Origin of the sequence: Microlunatus elymi, from assembly GCF_007362775.1 — a bacterium.
GTDB lineage: Bacteria > Actinomycetota > Actinomycetes > Propionibacteriales > Propionibacteriaceae > Microlunatus > Microlunatus elymi.
On sequence record NZ_CP041692.1, the window covers coordinates 4,887,229 to 4,904,135 of the forward strand.

General features: G+C 67.6%; 16 protein-coding genes and 1 pseudogene. 9 read left to right on the forward strand and 8 right to left on the reverse strand.

Annotated elements, in window-relative coordinates:
- Nucleotides 1-4: 4 nt before the first annotated feature.
- Nucleotides 5-1,213, forward strand: coding sequence for an MFS transporter (locus tag FOE78_RS22355; protein WP_143988222.1), 1,209 nt, complete (start codon nucleotides 5-7; stop codon nucleotides 1,211-1,213).
- A gap of 128 nt (nucleotides 1,214-1,341) precedes the next feature.
- Here FOE78_RS22355 and FOE78_RS22360 read toward each other — a convergent pair whose 3' ends face one another.
- Both FOE78_RS22360 and FOE78_RS22365 read right to left on the reverse strand, forming a co-directional pair.
- Nucleotides 1,342-1,671: an L-rhamnose mutarotase gene (locus FOE78_RS22360; protein ID WP_143988223.1), complete on the reverse strand. Its 330-nt coding sequence runs from the start codon at nucleotides 1,669-1,671 to the stop codon at nucleotides 1,342-1,344.
- A 9-nt stretch (nucleotides 1,672-1,680) separates the two neighbouring features.
- Nucleotides 1,681-1,965 carry a glutaredoxin family protein gene (locus tag FOE78_RS22365; protein WP_143988224.1) on the reverse strand — a complete coding sequence of 95 codons (285 nt, stop codon included), beginning with the start codon at nucleotides 1,963-1,965 and terminating at the stop codon, nucleotides 1,681-1,683.
- Nucleotides 1,966-2,131: 166 nt separating this feature from the next.
- Here FOE78_RS22365 and FOE78_RS22370 point away from each other — a divergent pair, with 166 nt between their 5' ends.
- The 3 genes from FOE78_RS22370 (at nucleotide 2,132) to FOE78_RS22380 (ending at nucleotide 4,560) form a co-directional block, all read left to right on the forward strand.
- Nucleotides 2,132-3,052, forward strand: a complete 921-nt coding sequence (locus tag FOE78_RS22370) for an HAD family hydrolase (RefSeq protein WP_143988225.1) — start codon at nucleotides 2,132-2,134, stop codon at nucleotides 3,050-3,052.
- Nucleotides 3,053-3,149: 97 nt separating this feature from the next.
- Nucleotides 3,150-3,479 (forward strand): nucleoside triphosphate pyrophosphohydrolase family protein, encoded by a 330-nt coding sequence (locus FOE78_RS22375; protein ID WP_143988226.1) that lies wholly within the window; start codon nucleotides 3,150-3,152, stop codon nucleotides 3,477-3,479.
- 166 nt (nucleotides 3,480-3,645) lie between these two features.
- Entirely contained in the window at nucleotides 3,646-4,560 is a 915-nt protein-coding gene (locus tag FOE78_RS22380) for a cation diffusion facilitator family transporter (protein WP_143988227.1), read from the forward strand.
- 64 nt (nucleotides 4,561-4,624) lie between these two features.
- Here FOE78_RS22380 and FOE78_RS22385 read toward each other — a convergent pair whose 3' ends face one another.
- A complete protein-coding gene (locus tag FOE78_RS22385; protein ID WP_143988228.1) occupies nucleotides 4,625-5,800 on the reverse strand; it encodes an ROK family protein in 1,176 nt (391 codons plus the stop codon).
- Between the two features lie 175 nt (nucleotides 5,801-5,975).
- Between FOE78_RS22385 and edd the strand changes: the two are divergent.
- Nucleotides 5,976-7,757: pseudogene (gene edd, locus FOE78_RS22390) on the forward strand (phosphogluconate dehydratase); the annotation flags it as partial.
- 123 nt (nucleotides 7,758-7,880) lie between these two features.
- Here edd and FOE78_RS24355 read toward each other — a convergent pair.
- Both FOE78_RS24355 and FOE78_RS22400 read right to left on the reverse strand, forming a co-directional pair.
- The gene (locus FOE78_RS24355; protein ID WP_143988230.1) at nucleotides 7,881-8,600 is read right to left on the reverse strand and encodes a response regulator; all 720 of its coding nucleotides are present in this window, start codon (nucleotides 8,598-8,600) and stop codon (nucleotides 7,881-7,883) included.
- Nucleotides 8,597-9,739 carry a sensor histidine kinase gene (locus FOE78_RS22400; RefSeq protein ID WP_143988231.1) on the reverse strand — a complete coding sequence of 381 codons (1,143 nt, stop codon included), beginning with the start codon at nucleotides 9,737-9,739 and terminating at the stop codon, nucleotides 8,597-8,599. Before FOE78_RS22400 ends, FOE78_RS24355 begins: the two co-directional genes overlap by 4 nt.
- A gap of 225 nt (nucleotides 9,740-9,964) precedes the next feature.
- Here FOE78_RS22400 and FOE78_RS22405 point away from each other — a divergent pair, with 225 nt between their 5' ends.
- Nucleotides 9,965-10,639, forward strand: a complete 675-nt coding sequence (locus FOE78_RS22405; protein WP_143988232.1) for a hypothetical protein — start codon at nucleotides 9,965-9,967, stop codon at nucleotides 10,637-10,639.
- A gap of 69 nt (nucleotides 10,640-10,708) precedes the next feature.
- Here FOE78_RS22405 and FOE78_RS22410 read toward each other — a convergent pair whose 3' ends face one another.
- On the reverse strand, nucleotides 10,709-10,810 hold the full coding sequence (locus FOE78_RS22410; protein WP_042842924.1) for a 30S ribosomal protein bS22: 102 nt from the start codon (nucleotides 10,808-10,810) through the stop codon (nucleotides 10,709-10,711).
- Between the two features lie 256 nt (nucleotides 10,811-11,066).
- Here FOE78_RS22410 and FOE78_RS22415 point away from each other — a divergent pair, with 256 nt between their 5' ends.
- Both FOE78_RS22415 and FOE78_RS22420 read left to right on the forward strand, forming a co-directional pair.
- Complete coding sequence (locus FOE78_RS22415) at nucleotides 11,067-12,350, forward strand: integrase catalytic domain-containing protein (protein ID WP_143985799.1); 1,284 nt, start codon at nucleotides 11,067-11,069, stop codon at nucleotides 12,348-12,350.
- Between the two features lie 100 nt (nucleotides 12,351-12,450).
- Entirely contained in the window at nucleotides 12,451-13,317 is an 867-nt protein-coding gene (locus tag FOE78_RS22420; RefSeq protein ID WP_168207636.1) for a phosphotransferase family protein, read from the forward strand.
- On the opposite strand, the gene FOE78_RS22425 is transcribed toward FOE78_RS22420, so the two are convergent.
- A complete protein-coding gene (locus FOE78_RS22425) occupies nucleotides 13,305-14,960 on the reverse strand; it encodes an AMP-binding protein (protein ID WP_143988234.1) in 1,656 nt (551 codons plus the stop codon). The two genes, FOE78_RS22420 and FOE78_RS22425, sit on opposite strands and share 13 nt — an antisense overlap.
- A 57-nt stretch (nucleotides 14,961-15,017) precedes the next feature.
- Here FOE78_RS22425 and FOE78_RS22430 point away from each other — a divergent pair, with 57 nt between their 5' ends.
- A complete protein-coding gene (locus tag FOE78_RS22430) occupies nucleotides 15,018-15,818 on the forward strand; it encodes a queuosine precursor transporter (RefSeq protein ID WP_143988235.1) in 801 nt (266 codons plus the stop codon).
- 85 nt (nucleotides 15,819-15,903) lie between these two features.
- Here the strand turns inward: FOE78_RS22430 and FOE78_RS22435 are convergent, their stop codons facing one another.
- Complete coding sequence (locus tag FOE78_RS22435; RefSeq protein WP_168207637.1) at nucleotides 15,904-16,887, reverse strand: phosphotransferase family protein; 984 nt, start codon at nucleotides 16,885-16,887, stop codon at nucleotides 15,904-15,906.
- Between the last annotated feature and the right edge of the window lie 20 nt (nucleotides 16,888-16,907).

The window sequence follows — 16,907 nt, forward strand, 5'->3', positions numbered from 1 at the left end:
TCCGATGGCAACCGCAGAGACCTCTACGTCACTCAAGACCCAAGGCCAGGCACGGAATCTGGCGGCTGCCACCGCAGCCTTCGCGATCAGCTTCTGGGCCTGGAACATGATCGCTCCGCTCGGTGTGCGCTACACCGAGCAACTGGGGCTCAGCAGCGGACAGAAGTCCTTGCTGGTGGCCATTCCGGTGCTGGTCGGCTCGCTCGGCCGGATCATCGCCGGCGGCCTGGCGGACAAACTCGGCGGCCGGCTGATGTTCACCATCCTGCTGGCCGTCTCGGCTCCGTTCGTGATCTTGGTCGCGGTGGCCGGCCAGGCGAACTCGTACGCGTTGCTGCTGGTGTTCGGCTTCTTCCTCGGCATCGCCGGCACCACGTTCGCCGTCGGCATCCCGTTCGTCAACGCCTGGTACGACCCGGCCCGGCGTGGGATGGCCACCGGCATCTTCGGCGCGGGCATGGGCGGCACCGCACTGTCGTCGTTCTTCACCCCGCGCTTCGTGAACTGGTTCGGCTACTTCACCACCCACGTGATCATCGCGATCGCGCTGCTGATCGGTGCCGCGCTGTGCTGGTTGGTGATGCGGAACGCGCCGACCTGGTCGCCGTCGACCCAGCCGGTAGCGCCCAAGATCATCAGCGTGCTGAAGCTCGGCGTCACCTGGCGGATGTCGTTCCTGTACGCGATCGCGTTCGGCGGATTCGTCGCCTTCTCGACCTACTTGCCGACTTATCTGAAGGACGTCTACCACTTCAGCCTGACCGAAGCAGGCACCCGGACCGCGATCTTCTCGATCATCGCCGTCATCGCCCGGCCGATCGGCGGCACGCTGTCCGATCGGCTCGGACCTCGTACGGTGGTGGCGATCTCGCTGGCCGGCACCGCGGTGATGGCCTTGATCGCCTCGTTCGAGCCACCGCCGGACATCCTGTCCGGTGGCACTTTCGCCATCCTGGCGGCGTTCCTCGGCCTGGGTACCGGCGGCGTCTTCGCCTGGGTGGCCCGGCAGGCGCCCGCGGACAAGGTGGGCAGCGTCACCGGCGTGGTCGGCGCGGCCGGCGGGCTCGGCGGCTTCTTCCCGCCGTTGATCATGGGCGCGACCTACCAGGTCCTGCTGCCCGACTACCGCTTCGGCCTCGACCTGCTGGTGCTACTGGCCATCGGTGGCCTGATCTTCACCCTCGTACACAAGGCCGGCCGCACCGGCCAGTGATCCCGGCCCTGCCCCGACAGCCGCGCGCAGAATCTACTCCCGCACCCGGTATTTCGCGTGCGCGAGTCGATTTCGGGTGCGGCTGTTTTCCGACGGCGGTTTCGAGTGCGGCTGTGCTGGTGGCGGGCTCAGTCGACGTGGAAGACCTCGTCGGCCGGGGCCCACCACTGGCCGTCGGCGACGGTGTCCAACGGCTGCTGCATCGGGTCGGTGATCTTCCACCAGCGTTGAGTGGTTTCGTCCTCCGCCATCCTCGCCATGTCGGCGGCGTAGTCGTCGCCGTGGTACTCCAGGTAGGCGAAGAGCAGGTTCTCCGGCTCACGCAGGAAGATCGAATAGTTCTTGATCTTGCTGGCGGCGATCTGGGCCAGCACTCCGGGCCACACCTCGGCGTGAATCCGTTTGTACTCGTCGATCTGGTCCGACTTGAGCTGGATGATCTGGGCGATGCGCTGCACGGTTCTTGATCACTTTCTCGAGGTCTCGGACAAAGCCTGGCGGAGTCGATCTTCGTCGACCCGCCAGAAGTCGTGCTGCCGACCGTCGACGAACGTCACCGGCACCTGATCGGTGAACTCGCGCTGCAACTGCGGATCGGAGTCGACGTCCACCTCGGCGTACGGCGTACCGGTCTCGGCACAAACCCTGGCAACCACGGCAACAGCGTCGGCGCAGAGATGGCAGCCGACTCGGGTGAGCAGCACCACCCGGGCGTCGCCGGCGTCGGCGAATTGGGCGGGATTGACGACCATGCCGGGAGTCTTCCACAGCGCCGGGACCGCGCATCACGCCCCTCGGACCAACCGCGCGACGTGCTTCTGTCCGCCGAACCCGGGCCTACCGTTGCGAATCCCCGCGGTGCGCAACGTGATTCCCGAATCACTCGTTAAAGCGAATCACTGGTTAGGGTTGGGGACCATGACGACGCCCGACGCCGGCACCGGTACGGCGGTGCCCGACGACGGCGCCGAGCCGACGGCCGACGCCCGCCGCGACGCGCAGGCGTCGGTCGAGAAGGCGACCGCACTCTCACCGAATCTGCCGGGCCCGCTGATCCAGCCCGATCCGACGGCAGCGGCCTTCTTCGACCTGGACAACACGGTCATTCAAGGCGCGTCCTTGTTCCACCTGGCCCGAGGTCTCTACAAGCGGGGGTTCTTCCCCACCCGCGCGATCCTCAAGGGAGTCTGGCTGCAGGCCTACTTCCGCATCGTCGGCCGGGAGAACGACAACCACATGCAGCAGGCGCGGGATTCGGCGCTCAGTTTCATCGCCGGGCGCACCGTCCAGGAGGTCGCCCAGGCCGGCGAGGAGATCTACGAGGAGTCGATCCTGCCGAAGATCTGGCCGGGCACCCGGGCGTTGGTGCAGACCCACCTCGATGTCGGCCAGCAGGTCTGGGTCGTGACGGCCGCTCCGATCGAACTCGCCAGCATCATCGCGGCCCGGCTCGGGCTGACCGGCGCGCTGGCCACGGTGCCGGAGACGATCGATGGTGTCTACACCGGCCGGCTGAAGGGCGAGTTGCTGCACGGCTCGGCCAAGGCCGAAGCGGTACGCGGTCTGGCCGCCGAGAACGGTCTGGACCTGGCCCGCTGCTTCGCCTACTCCGACTCGTACAACGACCTGCCGATGCTGTCCCTGGTCGGCCATCCGTGCGCGGTCAACCCGGACCGCCGGCTGGCCCAGCACGCGCAGGAGCTGGACTGGCAGATCCGCGAATTCCGCACCCATCGACGCGCCGTCCGGCTGGGCCTGCTCGGCGCCGGTGCCACCGGTGTCGCGGCCGGGGCGCTCGCCGCCGGCTTCGGCGTCCGCCGGATCTTCAAGCACGACTGACCGACTCCGTACCAGCGAGCTCGCTTCGATCCGAGCAGGCGCCGGAAGTCTCCTTACCGCCCGCCGAAGGCCGACCAGCAGCCGCTACCGTGACCGGGTGAACTGCGACGACTACCAGCGTGCTGCATTACGAACCGCTCGTGATCGCGATGCCCCGGACGAGTTCATGCATCTTGTCCTGGGGTTGGTCGGTGAGGCCGGCGAGATCGCCGAGAAGGTCAAGAAGCTGGTCCGGGACAAGAACAGCGACCTCGCCCAACTCGACCGCGACGACATGGCCGCCGAACTGGGCGACGTCCTCTGGTACGCGGCCGTGCTGGCCAACTACCTGGATCTGTCCCTGGACGACATCGCCGAGCGCAACATCGCCAAGCTCGCCGACCGGCAGCGCCGCGCGGTCCTCGGCGGCTCCGGCGACCACCGCTGACCAGCGTCCGCCCGCTCCCGAGCGGACCCCGAGCGGACCCGAGCGGGCACCGTGAATCACCCTGGCTCAGTACGCTGTCGCTATCGAGTCGATCTGCCCGGAGGGACAAGGAAGTTGATCATGAACGGCGAGATGATCATGACCGCCGGCCTGACGGAGGTCACCGATGAGCGGCCATGATCATGGTTCGTCGGCGACCCAGAACCGCACCCGGCTGACGATCGCGTTCATGATCACCACCGGCATCCTGCTGGTGCAGATCGTCGGTGCCGCGATCACGGGATCGCTCGCCCTACTGGTCGATGCCGGGCACATGCTCACCGACGCCGGCGGTCTCGCCATTGCTTTGCTGGCCGCAAATCTGATGCTGCGGCCGGCCACCGACCGGCGGACCTGGGGCTTCGCCCGAGCCGAGGTGATCGCCGCCACCGCGCAGGCCGCTGTCCTCTTCGCGGTCGGACTCTTCGTCTTGGTGGAAGGGATTCAGCGGCTGTTCACACCGCCGGAGATCCCGTCCGGCAGCTTGTTGATCTTCGGCATCGTCGGGCTGATCGGCAACCTGATCTCGATCGCCGTCCTGGCCGGTGGACGGCAGGACAACTTCAACCTGCGAGCCGCCTTCCTCGAGGTGCTCAACGACGCCCTCGGCTCGGTCGGCGTGATCATTGCAGCGGTCGTGATCAACACCACCGGCTGGCAACGCGCCGACTCGGTCGCCGCGTTACTGATCGGGGTGTTGATCCTGCCGCGCGCGGTGAAGCTGCTGCGGGAGACGATCAACGTACTGATGGAGACGACACCGCCCGGCCTCGACCTGGACGCGGTTCGGACCCACCTGCTCGGCGTCCCGCACGTCCACGAGGTCCACGACCTGCACGCTTCCCAGATCTCCTCCGGACTGCCGGTGCTGACCGCCCACATCACGGTCGACGCCGGCTGCTTCAGCGACGGGCACGCACCGCAGATCCTTGATCAACTTCAGGACTGCGTCGCCGAGCACTTCGAGGTCAGCGTCGAGCACTCGACCTTCCAGCTCGAACCGGCAACGCATCAGCAGCACGAACACGTCCCGCACGCCTGAGCTACCTCGACTTGTCAGCGGCAGAAGGCGCTATAGCGCGCCGTAACGCTGACAAGTCGGTCGGTCAGCCGGCGAGGGCGCGGTCCACGGCGGCGGGGGCGAGCACCTGGCCGAGGGCGAGGGCGGCGCAACCGACGACGCCGGCGCGTTCGCCGTGGGTCAGCGGGACGATCGCCAACTCCCGGGTGGCCAGCGCGGATGCCTGTGCATACAGGGATTCCCGCAGTCCGGCGACGTAGCTGTCGTACGCCGCGGCAAGATCACCACCGACCACGACCACCTCCGGATTGAGCAGGTTCACCGCCGCCGCCAGCACCTCGCCGGTCCGCCGACCCGCGTCCCGGGTGAGCCGCCGAGCCACCGCATCGCCGGCCACCGCCCGGGCGGCCAGATCTCGTACGTGATCGACCTGCAGTCCGGCTTCGGCGGCGTGCCGGACCAACGCCCAGCCGCCGGCCAGCGCCTCCAGGCAGCCGGTGTCGCCGCACCGGCAGGCCAGCCCCTCGGCCGCGGTGATCTTGGTGTGCCCGATCTCGCCGGCCGCGCCGAGCCGGCCTCGTACCAGCCGGCCGTCGACGACCACGCCGATGCCGATCCCGGTGGAGGCCTTGAGGAAGGTCAGATCGCGATGTTGCTCCAGATGTCCGCGCCGCTCGGACAGCGCCATCGCGTTGGCGTCGTTCTCCACGAACACCGGTGCCCGGCTCAGGTCAGCAAGGTACGGAGCCAGCGGCACCCCGTCCCAGCCGGTCATGATCGGCGAGTCGAGGCTGGCGCCGCGTTCGATGTCCACGGTTCCGGGGATGCTCAGGCCGATCGTGCGTACGGCCGCGGCCGGGCGCGCGATCTCGTCGAGCAGGTCGGTGAGGGCGCCGACCACCGCGGGCATCAGCTGATCCGGCGACACCCCGATCTCCTGCTCCACGTCGGCGGCGGCCAGCACCGTGCCGTCAAGATCGCAGACCGCGACCTGGGTCCGGCTGCGGCCGATCGCCCCGGCCAGCACCACGCCGGCGTCACGGTTGAAGCGCAACTGACCGGGCGGGCGGCCGCCGGTCGACACGCTCGGTTCGTCGTCGGCTTCCACCAGCAGACCGGATCGCAGCAGTGCGGCCACCCGGGCCGCCACCGCCGTACGCGACAGCCCGGTCAGCCGACCGAGGTCGGATCGTGTGGTTGCCCCCTCGCGGACCAGCGCGAGCACGTCGCCGGCAGTCGATGGGCCCTGGATGCTGGCCATGGCTCGGAATTCAAGCACGACCACGTCCCTCAAGCACTACCGGGATCGGGACGTGAAACCGCCAAACCTTCATACTTTTGTCGTCCCAAATACGGAAGTATGTATTGCCAAGAGACACAAGTGGCTCTAGCGTGTTGCCCTCGCCCAGCTTTGAGCTCCAGTCTGCGAGGTCCCAATGACCAGCTCCGTCCACCACCCCGTCCTGGCCGCAGTGACGCAACGCGTCATCGATCGAAGCCGCCTCGAGCGGTCTGCCTACCTGGATCGGATCGATCGGGCAGCCGACCGGGAACCGGCCCGGGCTCGGCTCGCCTGCGCCAACCTCGCCCACGGTTTCGCCGCCGCGGGCCCCGCGGACAAGGAGGCGCTGCGCGCGACGATGAAGCCCAACGTCGCCATCGTCTCGGCCTACAACGACATGCTGTCGGCCCATCAGCCGTTCGAGACGTACCCGGCCCGGCTGAAGAAGCAGGTGCTGCGCTCGGGCGGGATCGCGCAGTTCGCCGGCGGCGTACCGGCGATGTGCGACGGCATCACCCAGGGCCGCGACGGCATGCAACTGTCTCTGTTCAGCCGGGACGTGATCGCGATGTCGACCGCGATTGCGCTGTCTCACGACATGTTTGACGCGGCGCTGATGCTCGGTGTCTGTGACAAGATCGTCCCCGGGTTGCTGATCGGGGCACTGTCCTTCGGCCACCTGCCGACGATCTTTGTTCCGGCCGGGCCGATGACCTCCGGGCTGCCGAATTCGGAGAAGTCCCGGATCCGGCAGGCGTACGCGGCCGGTGAGGTGGGCCGGGAGGAGTTGCTGGCCGCCGAGGCGGCCTCGTACCACTCCGCCGGCACCTGCACCTTCTACGGCACGGCTAACTCCAACCAGCTGCTGATGGAGGTGCTCGGGCTGCATCTGCCGGGCTCGAGTTTCGTCAACCCCGGTACGCCGTTGCGGGACGCGTTCACCGACGCGGCCGCGGCCAGGTCGGTGGCGATCAGCGGGCTCGCTCGACGAGGGGCAGACGGCTCAGCCGCCAACGAGTTCACTCCGATCGGCCGGGTGGTGGACGAGAAGTCGATCATGAACGCGGCGGTTGCGCTGCTGGCCACCGGCGGTTCCACCAACCACACCGTGCATCTGGTCGCCATCGCCCGCGCGGCCGGCATCACGCTGACCTGGGACGACCTGTCCGAGCTGTCCGAGATCGTGCCGCTGCTGGCCCGCGTCTACCCCAACGGCGCGGCCGACGTGAACCACTTCCACGCGGCCGGCGGGCTCGCGTTCACCATCGGCACGTTGCTCGACGCCGGACTGCTGCACGAGGACGTGCAGACCGTGGCCGGACCGGGGCTGCGCCGCTACACCCGCGAGGCTCGGCTGATCGACGGCCGGCTGGCCTATCTCGACGGCCCGGCCGAGAGCCACGATCGCGACGTGCTGCGCGGGGTGGACGATCCGTTCGCCGCCGACGGCGGATTGAAGATGCTGTCCGGCAACCTGGGTCGGGCCGTGATCAAGACGTCCGCGGTCGCCGACCGGCAGCGGACGATCACCGCACCGGCGCGAGTCTTCGACGATCAGGCGCAATTCCTGGCCGCGTTCGAGGCCGGCGAGCTGACCGGCGATCTGGTAGCCGCGATCCGATTCCAGGGACCGGCCGCCAACGGCATGCCCGAGTTGCACAAGCTCACCCCGCCGTTGGGCGTGCTGCAGGATCGCGGACAGCGGGTCGCGCTGGTCACCGACGGCCGGATGTCCGGCGCCTCCGGCAAGATCCCGGCGGCAATCCACCTGACCCCGGAGGCCTCGGCCGGCGGCGCCCTGGCGCGGCTGCGGGACGGCGACCTGGTCACCCTGAACTCGCTCACCGGGCGGCTCGAGGTGCACGTGTCGGACGACAAGCTCGCCGCCCGCACCCCGGCCGTGGCACCCGCTGCCGAGGTGTACGGCACCGGCCGCGAGCTGTTCGGCGCATTTCGTGCCCAGGTCGGCCCGGCCGACACCGGCGCCAGCGTCCTGTTCGCGAGCTCCGCCAGGGCGGATGCCACCGGAGGAGAGGTAAGAACGTCCGGCTGGATCGACTCAACCCCGGAATTTCAGCCCGTCCGGGCGATCCAGCCCGACGTTCTTGCCACTGTCCGGCCGGTCCCCGGGGCGGATGAACCCCGTCTCATAGGCCAGCACGATGGCTTGGATGCGGTCGCGAACCCCGAGCTTGGACAGTAGCCGCGCCACATGGGTCTTGACGGTCGCATCGCTGATCACCAATTCGCTGGCGATCTCGGCGTTGGACAGGCCACGCGCCAGCCTGGCCAGAACCTCGCGTTCACGATCGCTGAGCAGCCGCACCTTCTCCGGCAGCACCAGATCACCCGGCGGCGGTAGCCGGACGAACCGGTCGATCATCCGGCGGACGACTGTGGGAGCCAGCAGCGCGTCGCCGCGTGCCACAGCCCGGACCGCATCGACCAGTTGAGCCCGCGGGGCGTCCTTCACCAGATAGCCGCTGGCACCGGCCCGCAGCGCGGCATAGACATAATCGTCCAGGTCGAACGTGGTCAGGATCAGCACCCGGGCACCGCTGCCCGCGGCAGCCAACCGCTGGGTCGTCTCGATGCCGTCCAGAGCAGGCATCCGGATGTCCATCAGGACAACGTCGGGCTGCAGCGCGGAGACCAGGCGAAGACAGTCTCGGCCGTCCGTCGCCTCCCCCACCACGTCGATGTCGGGCTCGAAATCCAGGATCAGCCGGAACCCGGTCCGGACCAGCTCCTGATCGTCGACGATGAGCAGCCGGATCACAACGACTCCGCTCCCAGCGGCAGCCGGACGCTCACCCTGAATCCGTCGCCGTCTGGCCCGGACTCGAGTACGCCGCCGACCGCATGCGTCCGCTCGGTGATGCCGACCAGGCCGACGCCCGAGCCGAACGATCGGGCCGCGCCGGCGGGCGCACCGTTGACGACCTCGATCCGAAGCACCCGATCGACGATCTCCATCCGCAGATCGGCGACCGATCCCGGCGCGTGCCGGGCGACGTTGGTCAACGCCTCCTGGACGATCCGGTACGTCGCTCGGTCGATCGCCGGCGGCAACGGCTGCGATCGCAGCTCGACCCGGGATCTCAGCTGGATGCCCAGCAGCCGTGCGCTGTCGAGCAGCTGATCGAGCTGAGCCATCCCGACCGGCGGTCTTAAGCCGGATTCCGCGTCGTCGTCTCGCAGGTGATGCAACACGGTCCGGATCTCGCCCAGCGAGCGCCGTGCGCTGCCCGCGATCACGGTCAGCGGCTGCCGGGCCAACCCAGGATCGCGATCCAATGCGGCGCCGGCTGCTTCGGCCTGAACCGCGATCACGCTGAGGTTGTGCGCCACCGTGTCGTGCAACTCCCGGGCGATCTGCAACCGTTCCTCGGCGATGGCCAGCCGCACCAGTTGGGCGTGATCCTTCTCCACCGACCGGATCCGGTGCAGCCAGCGGCGACTGGATCGGCCGAGCAGCCACGTACCGCCGAACAGTACGGCGATGAAGACGTAGTCCACGCCGTTGTCGATCCGCTCCTGTGCCAGCAGCAGCGCCAACATGGCCAGCCCGATCAGGGCCGCGGTGCCCTCCTGATAGCCGGCGGCGACCGAATACATCACCAGAATCAGCACCACCAGTGACCAGAGCGATCCCGGCGACTGACTGAGCAACGCCTGCAGCAGGCCGGCGATACAGACCGCTGCCGCCGAGACGACCGGTGCCCGGGTCCGCCAGGCCAACGACCCGGTCATCACGACGGCGACCGGCAGGGTCAGCGCGAGCGGCCCCTCGTCGGGGTGACCAGTCAGCACGCTGATGACGGCGATCACGGTGAGCACGGCCGAGAGCGCCAGGTCGGAGCGCGGAAATCCCCCGATCCGACGGGTCCACCAGACACCGAACCGGCCGCCCACCACGCGATCACTCTATTCACCAGAAGGGCGGGCCGGCGTCGTCCGCGCGAATGATCTCTGCCCGCCGGACGGGCTACCCCGAGCCCGCCTCGGGCGTCAGCGGCCGTGGCGTTGCGGCGGTCTGCGACGGCCGCAGATTCGCTCCGCCGGCCGACGCGACAGAACCGGCCCCGGCGCCATCGTGGTCTGGTCCCCAGATCGGGACGAAACCACGAAAGGAACGCAATCATGCCTCAACAGACCTGGCGGATCATCGGAGCCATCACGCTCCTCATCGGCCTTGCCAGCCTGATCATCACCACCCCGATGCAGTGGGCACTGACCGCCGGCGGCGGCGATCCCGCGCGGGTGGCCGCGACGCACCCGGATGCCTGGACGGTGATGGGATTGTTTGCCGTACTCGGCCCGGCGGTGTGGATCATCGGGGTCCTGACTGTCGCGAGGTCAGCCAACGGCCGGGGCTGGCTGCTCAGCACGATCGGCGGACTGATCGCCTCGCTGGCGTTGGCCTGCGGCGTCGGGCACCTTGCGGTCTACTTCACGCTGCTGGGCGATCTGACCGGTGCCGGGCTCCAGCAGTCGACGATCCGCGCGGTGCTGTCAGCCGACGGCGCCAACCCCATCTCAACGACCCTGCTGCTGGTCTTCCTGGCCGGCTTCACCATCGGCCCGGTGCTGCTGAGCGTCGGCCTGCGACGAGCAGGCCTGGTGCCGGTCTGGCTGCCGGTCGCGGCGGTGATTGCCGGTGTCGCCAACTTCGCCGGCGGTCCTGTCGCCGGCTCGATCCAGCTGGTGATGCTGATCGCGACCTATCTGCCGATGGCAAGAGTCCTGCAACGTGCGAACCCGGAGAGCACAACAACCCGCGCCGGATCAGCAGACGACAACCGCCTTCGGGTCTGAAGGCGGTGCTGACATCGACGCGGGTATTGGGGGGCCAGCGAACCGGGGACGGTTCTCCTGGCGCCGGACTTACTTGCCTGCGCGGCGGCGCTGGATGCGCGTACGCTTCAGCAGCTTGCGGTGCTTCTTCTTCGCCATCCGCTTCCGGCGCTTCTTGATAACCGAACCCACGTGTGGACCTCTCCATCTCCCCAGGTCAGCGACCCGGGACCAACACCCTGTTGGCATTTGCACGATTGTCGACCGGGAACTCACACCTGACGGCGTGCCCCTCACAGTTTGCAGGGGCCGGACAAGACAGTGATGCTACCCGTGCGGGGCACACCCGCGCGAATCCGCGTTGACTCATCGAAAATGCCCGCGTAGGTCGTGTCGTTGACTCATCTCAAGTTGCCCGCGTGGGACCTCTCGTTGGATGGAGCTCTCGATGGCGGCGCGGAAGGCGATCACTCAAGCCCAGTTGGACAAGTGGCCGAAGGCGACGAAGGCGGAGAAGTCGGCGATCTTGGATGCGGTCTGCCAGGTGACGGGCTGGCATCGTGATCATGCCCGCAAGGCGATCCGGATCGCGTTGGCCCACCGTGCCCACGGTGGCCCGCCTCCGCGTAAGCAGCGTGAGCCGGTGCTGACCTACGACCAGGCCGCGGTCGATCTGCTGCAACGCTGTTGGGCCGTGCTGGACGGGCCGAGCGGCAAACGGTTGAAACCGGCCCTGGCCGACGTGTTGAACAACCTGGCCCGGCACGGCCACCTCGACGGCATCGACCCCACGGTGATCGCCCAGGTCCGGCAGATGTCACCGGCCACCATCGACCGCCGGCTGGCACCGGCCCGGATCGGTCTGGTCGCAGGCAAGGGCATCTCCCACACCCGGCCCGGATCGTTGCTGAAATCGTCGATCCCGATGAAAACCTGGCACGAGTGGAACGAGTCGATCCCCGGCATCATCCAGATCGACCTGGTCGGCCACGACGGCGGCGACGCCAACGGCCACTTCCACTACAGCCTCGATGCCACCGATGTGGCCACCGGCTGGACCGAAACGATCACCGTCAGGTCCAAGGGCGAGCGGATCGTGGCCGCCGGGCTGGAACAGCTCTGGCTGCGTTTTCCCTTCCACGTCAGTGGAATCCACTCCGACAACGGTTCGGAGTTCATCAACCACCACCTGCTGAAATGGTGCACCACCCGCAAGATCAACTTCTCCCGCGGCCGCGCCTCACACTCCAACGATCAAGCCCACGTCGAGCAGAAGAACTGGTCGGTGGTCCGCCGCAACGTGGGCTACTACCGCTACGACAGCCCGCGCGAGCTCGACCTGCTGAACCAGGTCTGGCCGCTGGTCTCACTCCAGGTCAACCTGTTCCTGCCCCAGCAACGCCTGATCTCCAAAACCCGCCACGGCGCCACCGTCACCAAACGCCACGACACCGCCGCCACCCCGATGGATCGACTCCTCACCCGGTTCGGCGACATGGTCGACCCCCACGACCTTGACCGGTTGCAGACCCTGCACCACGACACCGACATCGAGCAGCTGAAATATCAGATCACCGACCTCCAGGCCAACCTGCTCGAACTGGCCCGACGCCGAGGCCAGGTCCAACGCCGAGCCAAGACCAACCACGTCTACCTCAGCAAACGCAAAATGCCCCGAACCAAGCGGGCACCTTCCGATGAGTCAACGACTCAAAACACGCGGGCATCTTGACATGAGGCAACATGGAATCGTAGCCGCACGGCCGCCGGATGGGCGCTCGGCGGGCGACCGGCTCGTTGACGAGCGCGTCGGGTTCGGCTGGAATCGGTGCGTGCATCCTGCTGAGGTGACGGCGCTGGCCGGCCGGCTGGGCATCAGCCCCACCGGTGTGCCGACGCCGGTCACACCGGGTCTGAGCGGCAACGAGCTGTGGCGGTTGAGCACTGCGGACGGCGATCGGGTCCTGCGGGTGTTTCCGCCCGGAACACCGATCGAGCTCGCCGATCGCGAGGTCGCCGCGCACCGATCAGCCGCCGAGCACGGCCTTCGGACACCACGGGTGATCGGCACCGCCGAGGTCGCCAGTCGCCCGGCACTGGCGATGGACTGGGTCGAGGGCGTCTCGGTGGCGGACGCCCTGTGGTCCGGCGAAGACTCCGAACGACTGGGTGCCCGGTGCGGCGCCGAGCTGGCCCGCCTGCATCAGGTCGTCGACGTGCCGCCGATCATCGCCGGCCGGGACTGGATCGACTGGGCCGGTCCGCACGCCGACGAGCTGCGGCCCCGGCTCCGGCTCATCGGCAGCGATTATCGGCTGCTGCATCTGGATTTCCATCCGGAGAACCTGATCATCGGCGCAGACGCGCCGGATCAGCTCTGGGTCTTCGACTGGGCCAACGTACGCGTCGGGCCACCGGTCGCCGACCTGGCCCGGACGTTGTCGATCATGGACCTGGTCGCCGAAGCCGTGCCCGGCCTGACTGATCACCAACGGCGCAACGCCAACCGCTTCCGCGGCGGTCTGCTCAGCGGCTACGCGGCAGCCGGCGGCGATGTCGACGTGCCCCCGTTGATCATGGCCTGGGCGTACGCCGTACAGCTTGTTGATCTTGCCGCCAGCTGGGTGCCGCACTGGTACTTCGACCGGCTGCGGGCCCGGTATCGGGGATTGGTCCCCTCCGACGGTCAGCCCGGCTGAAGTCCCAACTTCGTGATCGACTCCTCCCGCATCTGCCCCTTCCTGATCTTGCCGGTGACGGTCATCGGGAAGTCGTCGGTCAAGATCACGTAGCGCGGGATCTTGTAGTGCGCCAGCCGGTCGCGGCAGTAGACCCGCAACGCCTTGGCCGTCAGGGGTTCGGCACCGGCACGGAGTCTGATCCAGGCGCAGATTTCCTCGCCGTACTTGGCATCCGGGACGCCGACCACCTGGACATCGGCGATGTCGGGATGGCCGTAGAGGAACTCCTCGATCTCGCGCGGGTAGACGTTCTCGCCGCCGCGGATGACCATGTCCTTGATCCGGCCGACGATGGTGAGGTAGCCGTCGGCGCGCATCACACCAAGATCACCGGTGTGCATCCAACCGTCGGCGTCGATCGCTGCCGCGGTCTTCTCCGGCTCCTGCCAGTACCCGAGCATCACCGAGTAGCCCCTGGTGCAGAACTCACCCGGTTCGCCGCGCGGCGCGGTGTTGCCGGACGGGTCGATGATCTTGACCTCGACATGCGGGTGCACCCGGCCGACGGTGGCCGTACGCGCTTCCACGTCGTCGTCGCGCAGCGTCTGGGTGGACACCGGTGAGGTCTCGGTCATCCCGTACGCGATGGACACCTCCCGCATGCCCATGTCGGTCATGCACCGCTTCATCACTTCGACCGGGCAGTTCGAGCCGGCCATGATGCCCGTCCGCAGGCTGCTCAGGTCGTAGCCGGCGAAGTCGGGCAGGTCGAGCTCGGCGATGAACATCGTCGGCACCCCGTACAACGCGGTCGCATGCTCGGCCTGCACCGCGGCCAGCGACGCCGCCGGGTCGAATCCCTCGCTGGGGATGATCATGGTTGCGCCGTGGGTGGTGCAGCCGAGGTTGCCCATCACCATCCCGAAGCAGTGGTAGAAGGGCACCGCGATCACCAGCCGATCGGCCTCGGTGAAGCCGATCGTCTCGGTGACGAAGTAGCCGTTGTTGGCGATGTTGCGGTGGCTGAGGGTTGCGCCCTTGGGATAGCCGGTGGTGCCGGACGTGTACTGGATGTTGATCGGATCGTCGGGCTGCAACGTCGCCGAGATCCGAGCCACCGCGTCGGCCGGGACCTCCGCCGCGGCCATGATCAACTCCTGCCAGGACGGTTCGCCGAGATAGATGATCTTGGTCAGCGCCGGGCAGTCGGGAGCCACCTCGTCCAGCATCGCTCGGTAGTCGCTGGACTTGAAGCTGGGCGCGCTGACCACCACCGAGCAGCCGGACTGGTTCAACGCATAGCGCAGCTCGTGGCTGCGGTAGGCCGGGTTGAGGTTGACCAGGATCACGCCGAGCTTCGCGGTGGCATACTGCACCAGCGTCCACTCGGCCCGATTCGGCGACCAGATGCCGAGCCGATCCCCGGTGCCGACGCCGAGCCCCAGCAGGCCGCGCGCGATCACGTCGACCTCGGCGTTGAATTCGGCGTAGCTCCAGCGCCGCCCGGTCGCACACTCGACCAGTGCGTCGTTGTCCGGATAGCACCCGGCGATCCGTTCGAGATTGGCGCCGATCGTCTCGTCCAGCAACGACGGTTGATCCGGCCCGGCGGCGTACGACAGGGTCTCGGCGTTGGTCCCGGCCTCATCGACAGGAGTCATGCTGCAACGCTAGTCCGGATTCGATCCTGCTGGACCGGATCCCTACGCTTGCTGCCCATGACCGAGTCCGCTCTCTCTGGGCGGCCGGCGCAGCAATCCGAGGAAGCTCGTACCCTCCAATCGCGGACCAAGCGTCCCGCTGCGCCGGCCTTCGCCACCGTTTCCAGTCCCTACTTCCCGATCCTGGTCGGCCTCTTCGTCGGCGTGATGATGATCAGCAACATCACCGGCACCAAGGGCGTCGTCCTGTTTCCGTTCATCAACTTCCACCTCGGCCCTTTCTCCATGCACGGCCTGGTCACCGACGGCGCCTTCTACCTCTTCCCCGCCGCGTACGTGCTGGGTGACGTGATCAGCGAGGTGTACGGCTTCAAGGCGATGCGCAAGGTGATCATCACCGGTTTCGCCGTGCTGCTGCTGGCCTCGTTGTGCTTCTGGCTCACCATCGAACTTCCGGCCGCCGACTTCTACACCGGGCAAGAGGCGTTCAAGACCGTTGCCGGTGTGGTCCCCCGCTTCCTCGCCGCCGGGCTGGCCGGCTATCTCGTCGGCGAATTCCTGAACTCTCTGGTGCTGGTGAAGATGAAGGCCCGCAGCGGCGAACGCCGGCTCTGGGCGCGCCTGCTCGGCAGCACCGTGGTCGGCGAGTTCGCAGACACGCTGGTCTTCTGCTCCATCGCCGCCGGCGCGCTGGGCATCGCGACCTGGCAGGACTTCGTCAACTACACCGCGATCGGCTTTCTCTGGAAGACCCTGGTCGAGATCCTGGTGATGCCGATCACCTATCGGGTCACCGCGTGGCTGAAGAAGAAGGAACCCAGTTACGGCGAGGCGCTCCGCGCCCAATCCGTGCTCTGATCCGAGCGCCCGGGCGAATCTGCCGGCGAGCTGCACCAGGAATCGGCAGAATCCCGACCATCTCGCCGGCAGATTTTCTGTGGCCCTAGATCTGCGCGTCGATGGCTCGCAGATTGGTGATCGTACGATTCCGCCGCTGAGCCGTCCAGGCGGTGGTGTGACCCTCGGGCGGCGGGGCGCCGATGATCGTCATCAGCAGGTGCACCGGCGGCCAGTCGGGAAGATCAACTCCGCGGGCGTTGCGGTAGCTGTCCCAGAATGCCTTGCGGAGCAAGGAAAACTCCAACTCGTGCTCCCAGATGCCGAAGCCCCACTCGCCGAAATCGAAGTCGCTCAGCGGGTGCTGTACGCCGGCGCTCTCCCAGTCGATCAGACCGCAGACGTCGCCGTCGCTGTTGATCATGATCTGACCCTCGTTGATGTCGCGATGGGTGAGCGTCGGCTGGAGCACAAGACACGGCTCGATCACCTGCAGCCACCGATCGACCCGGGTCGCCGGCAGCTCGGCTGCGACGGCGAGATCGAAGCTGAGCTTCTCCAACCGGGATTCGACCAGGTAGTCCTCGAAATGCCGCAGCTCGGCCTCCATCGGGTCCGGGCTGCCCGGCGTCGGATTGCCAATGGCAGCAGGGATTTCGGAGATGTTGATCTTGTGATAGGAGGCGACCAGCTCGCCCAACTGGGTCAGCGTCCGCTGCCAGCGACCAAGATCGACATTGTCCTGCAGGGCTGCCCAGGACCGCGCCCGATAGCGGGTGATCATGGTCACCGGATAGGGCCACAGCTCGTCGTCGACGATCCGGGCCAGCAGTCGCGGCACCGGAATCCCGTACGAGGTCAGCAGGGGCAACGCGACCGCTTCGCGTTCGAGACCCGGCACCCACCGATGGCTGCGCGGCAGCAACAGCACCCGGTCCTCGGCCAGGATCGCGAAGCGATGCCATCCCTCGCCGGTCAGTCGGACACCGGACAGGTCTGCGGTTTCGAGCACTTCGCGCAGCCGATTGCGCTGCGGCGGGGTGAGGACGACTTCGAGCGCACTGGAGTCGAGTGCGTTGGGATTGGTCACGTACGAGGATTCAAACAGTC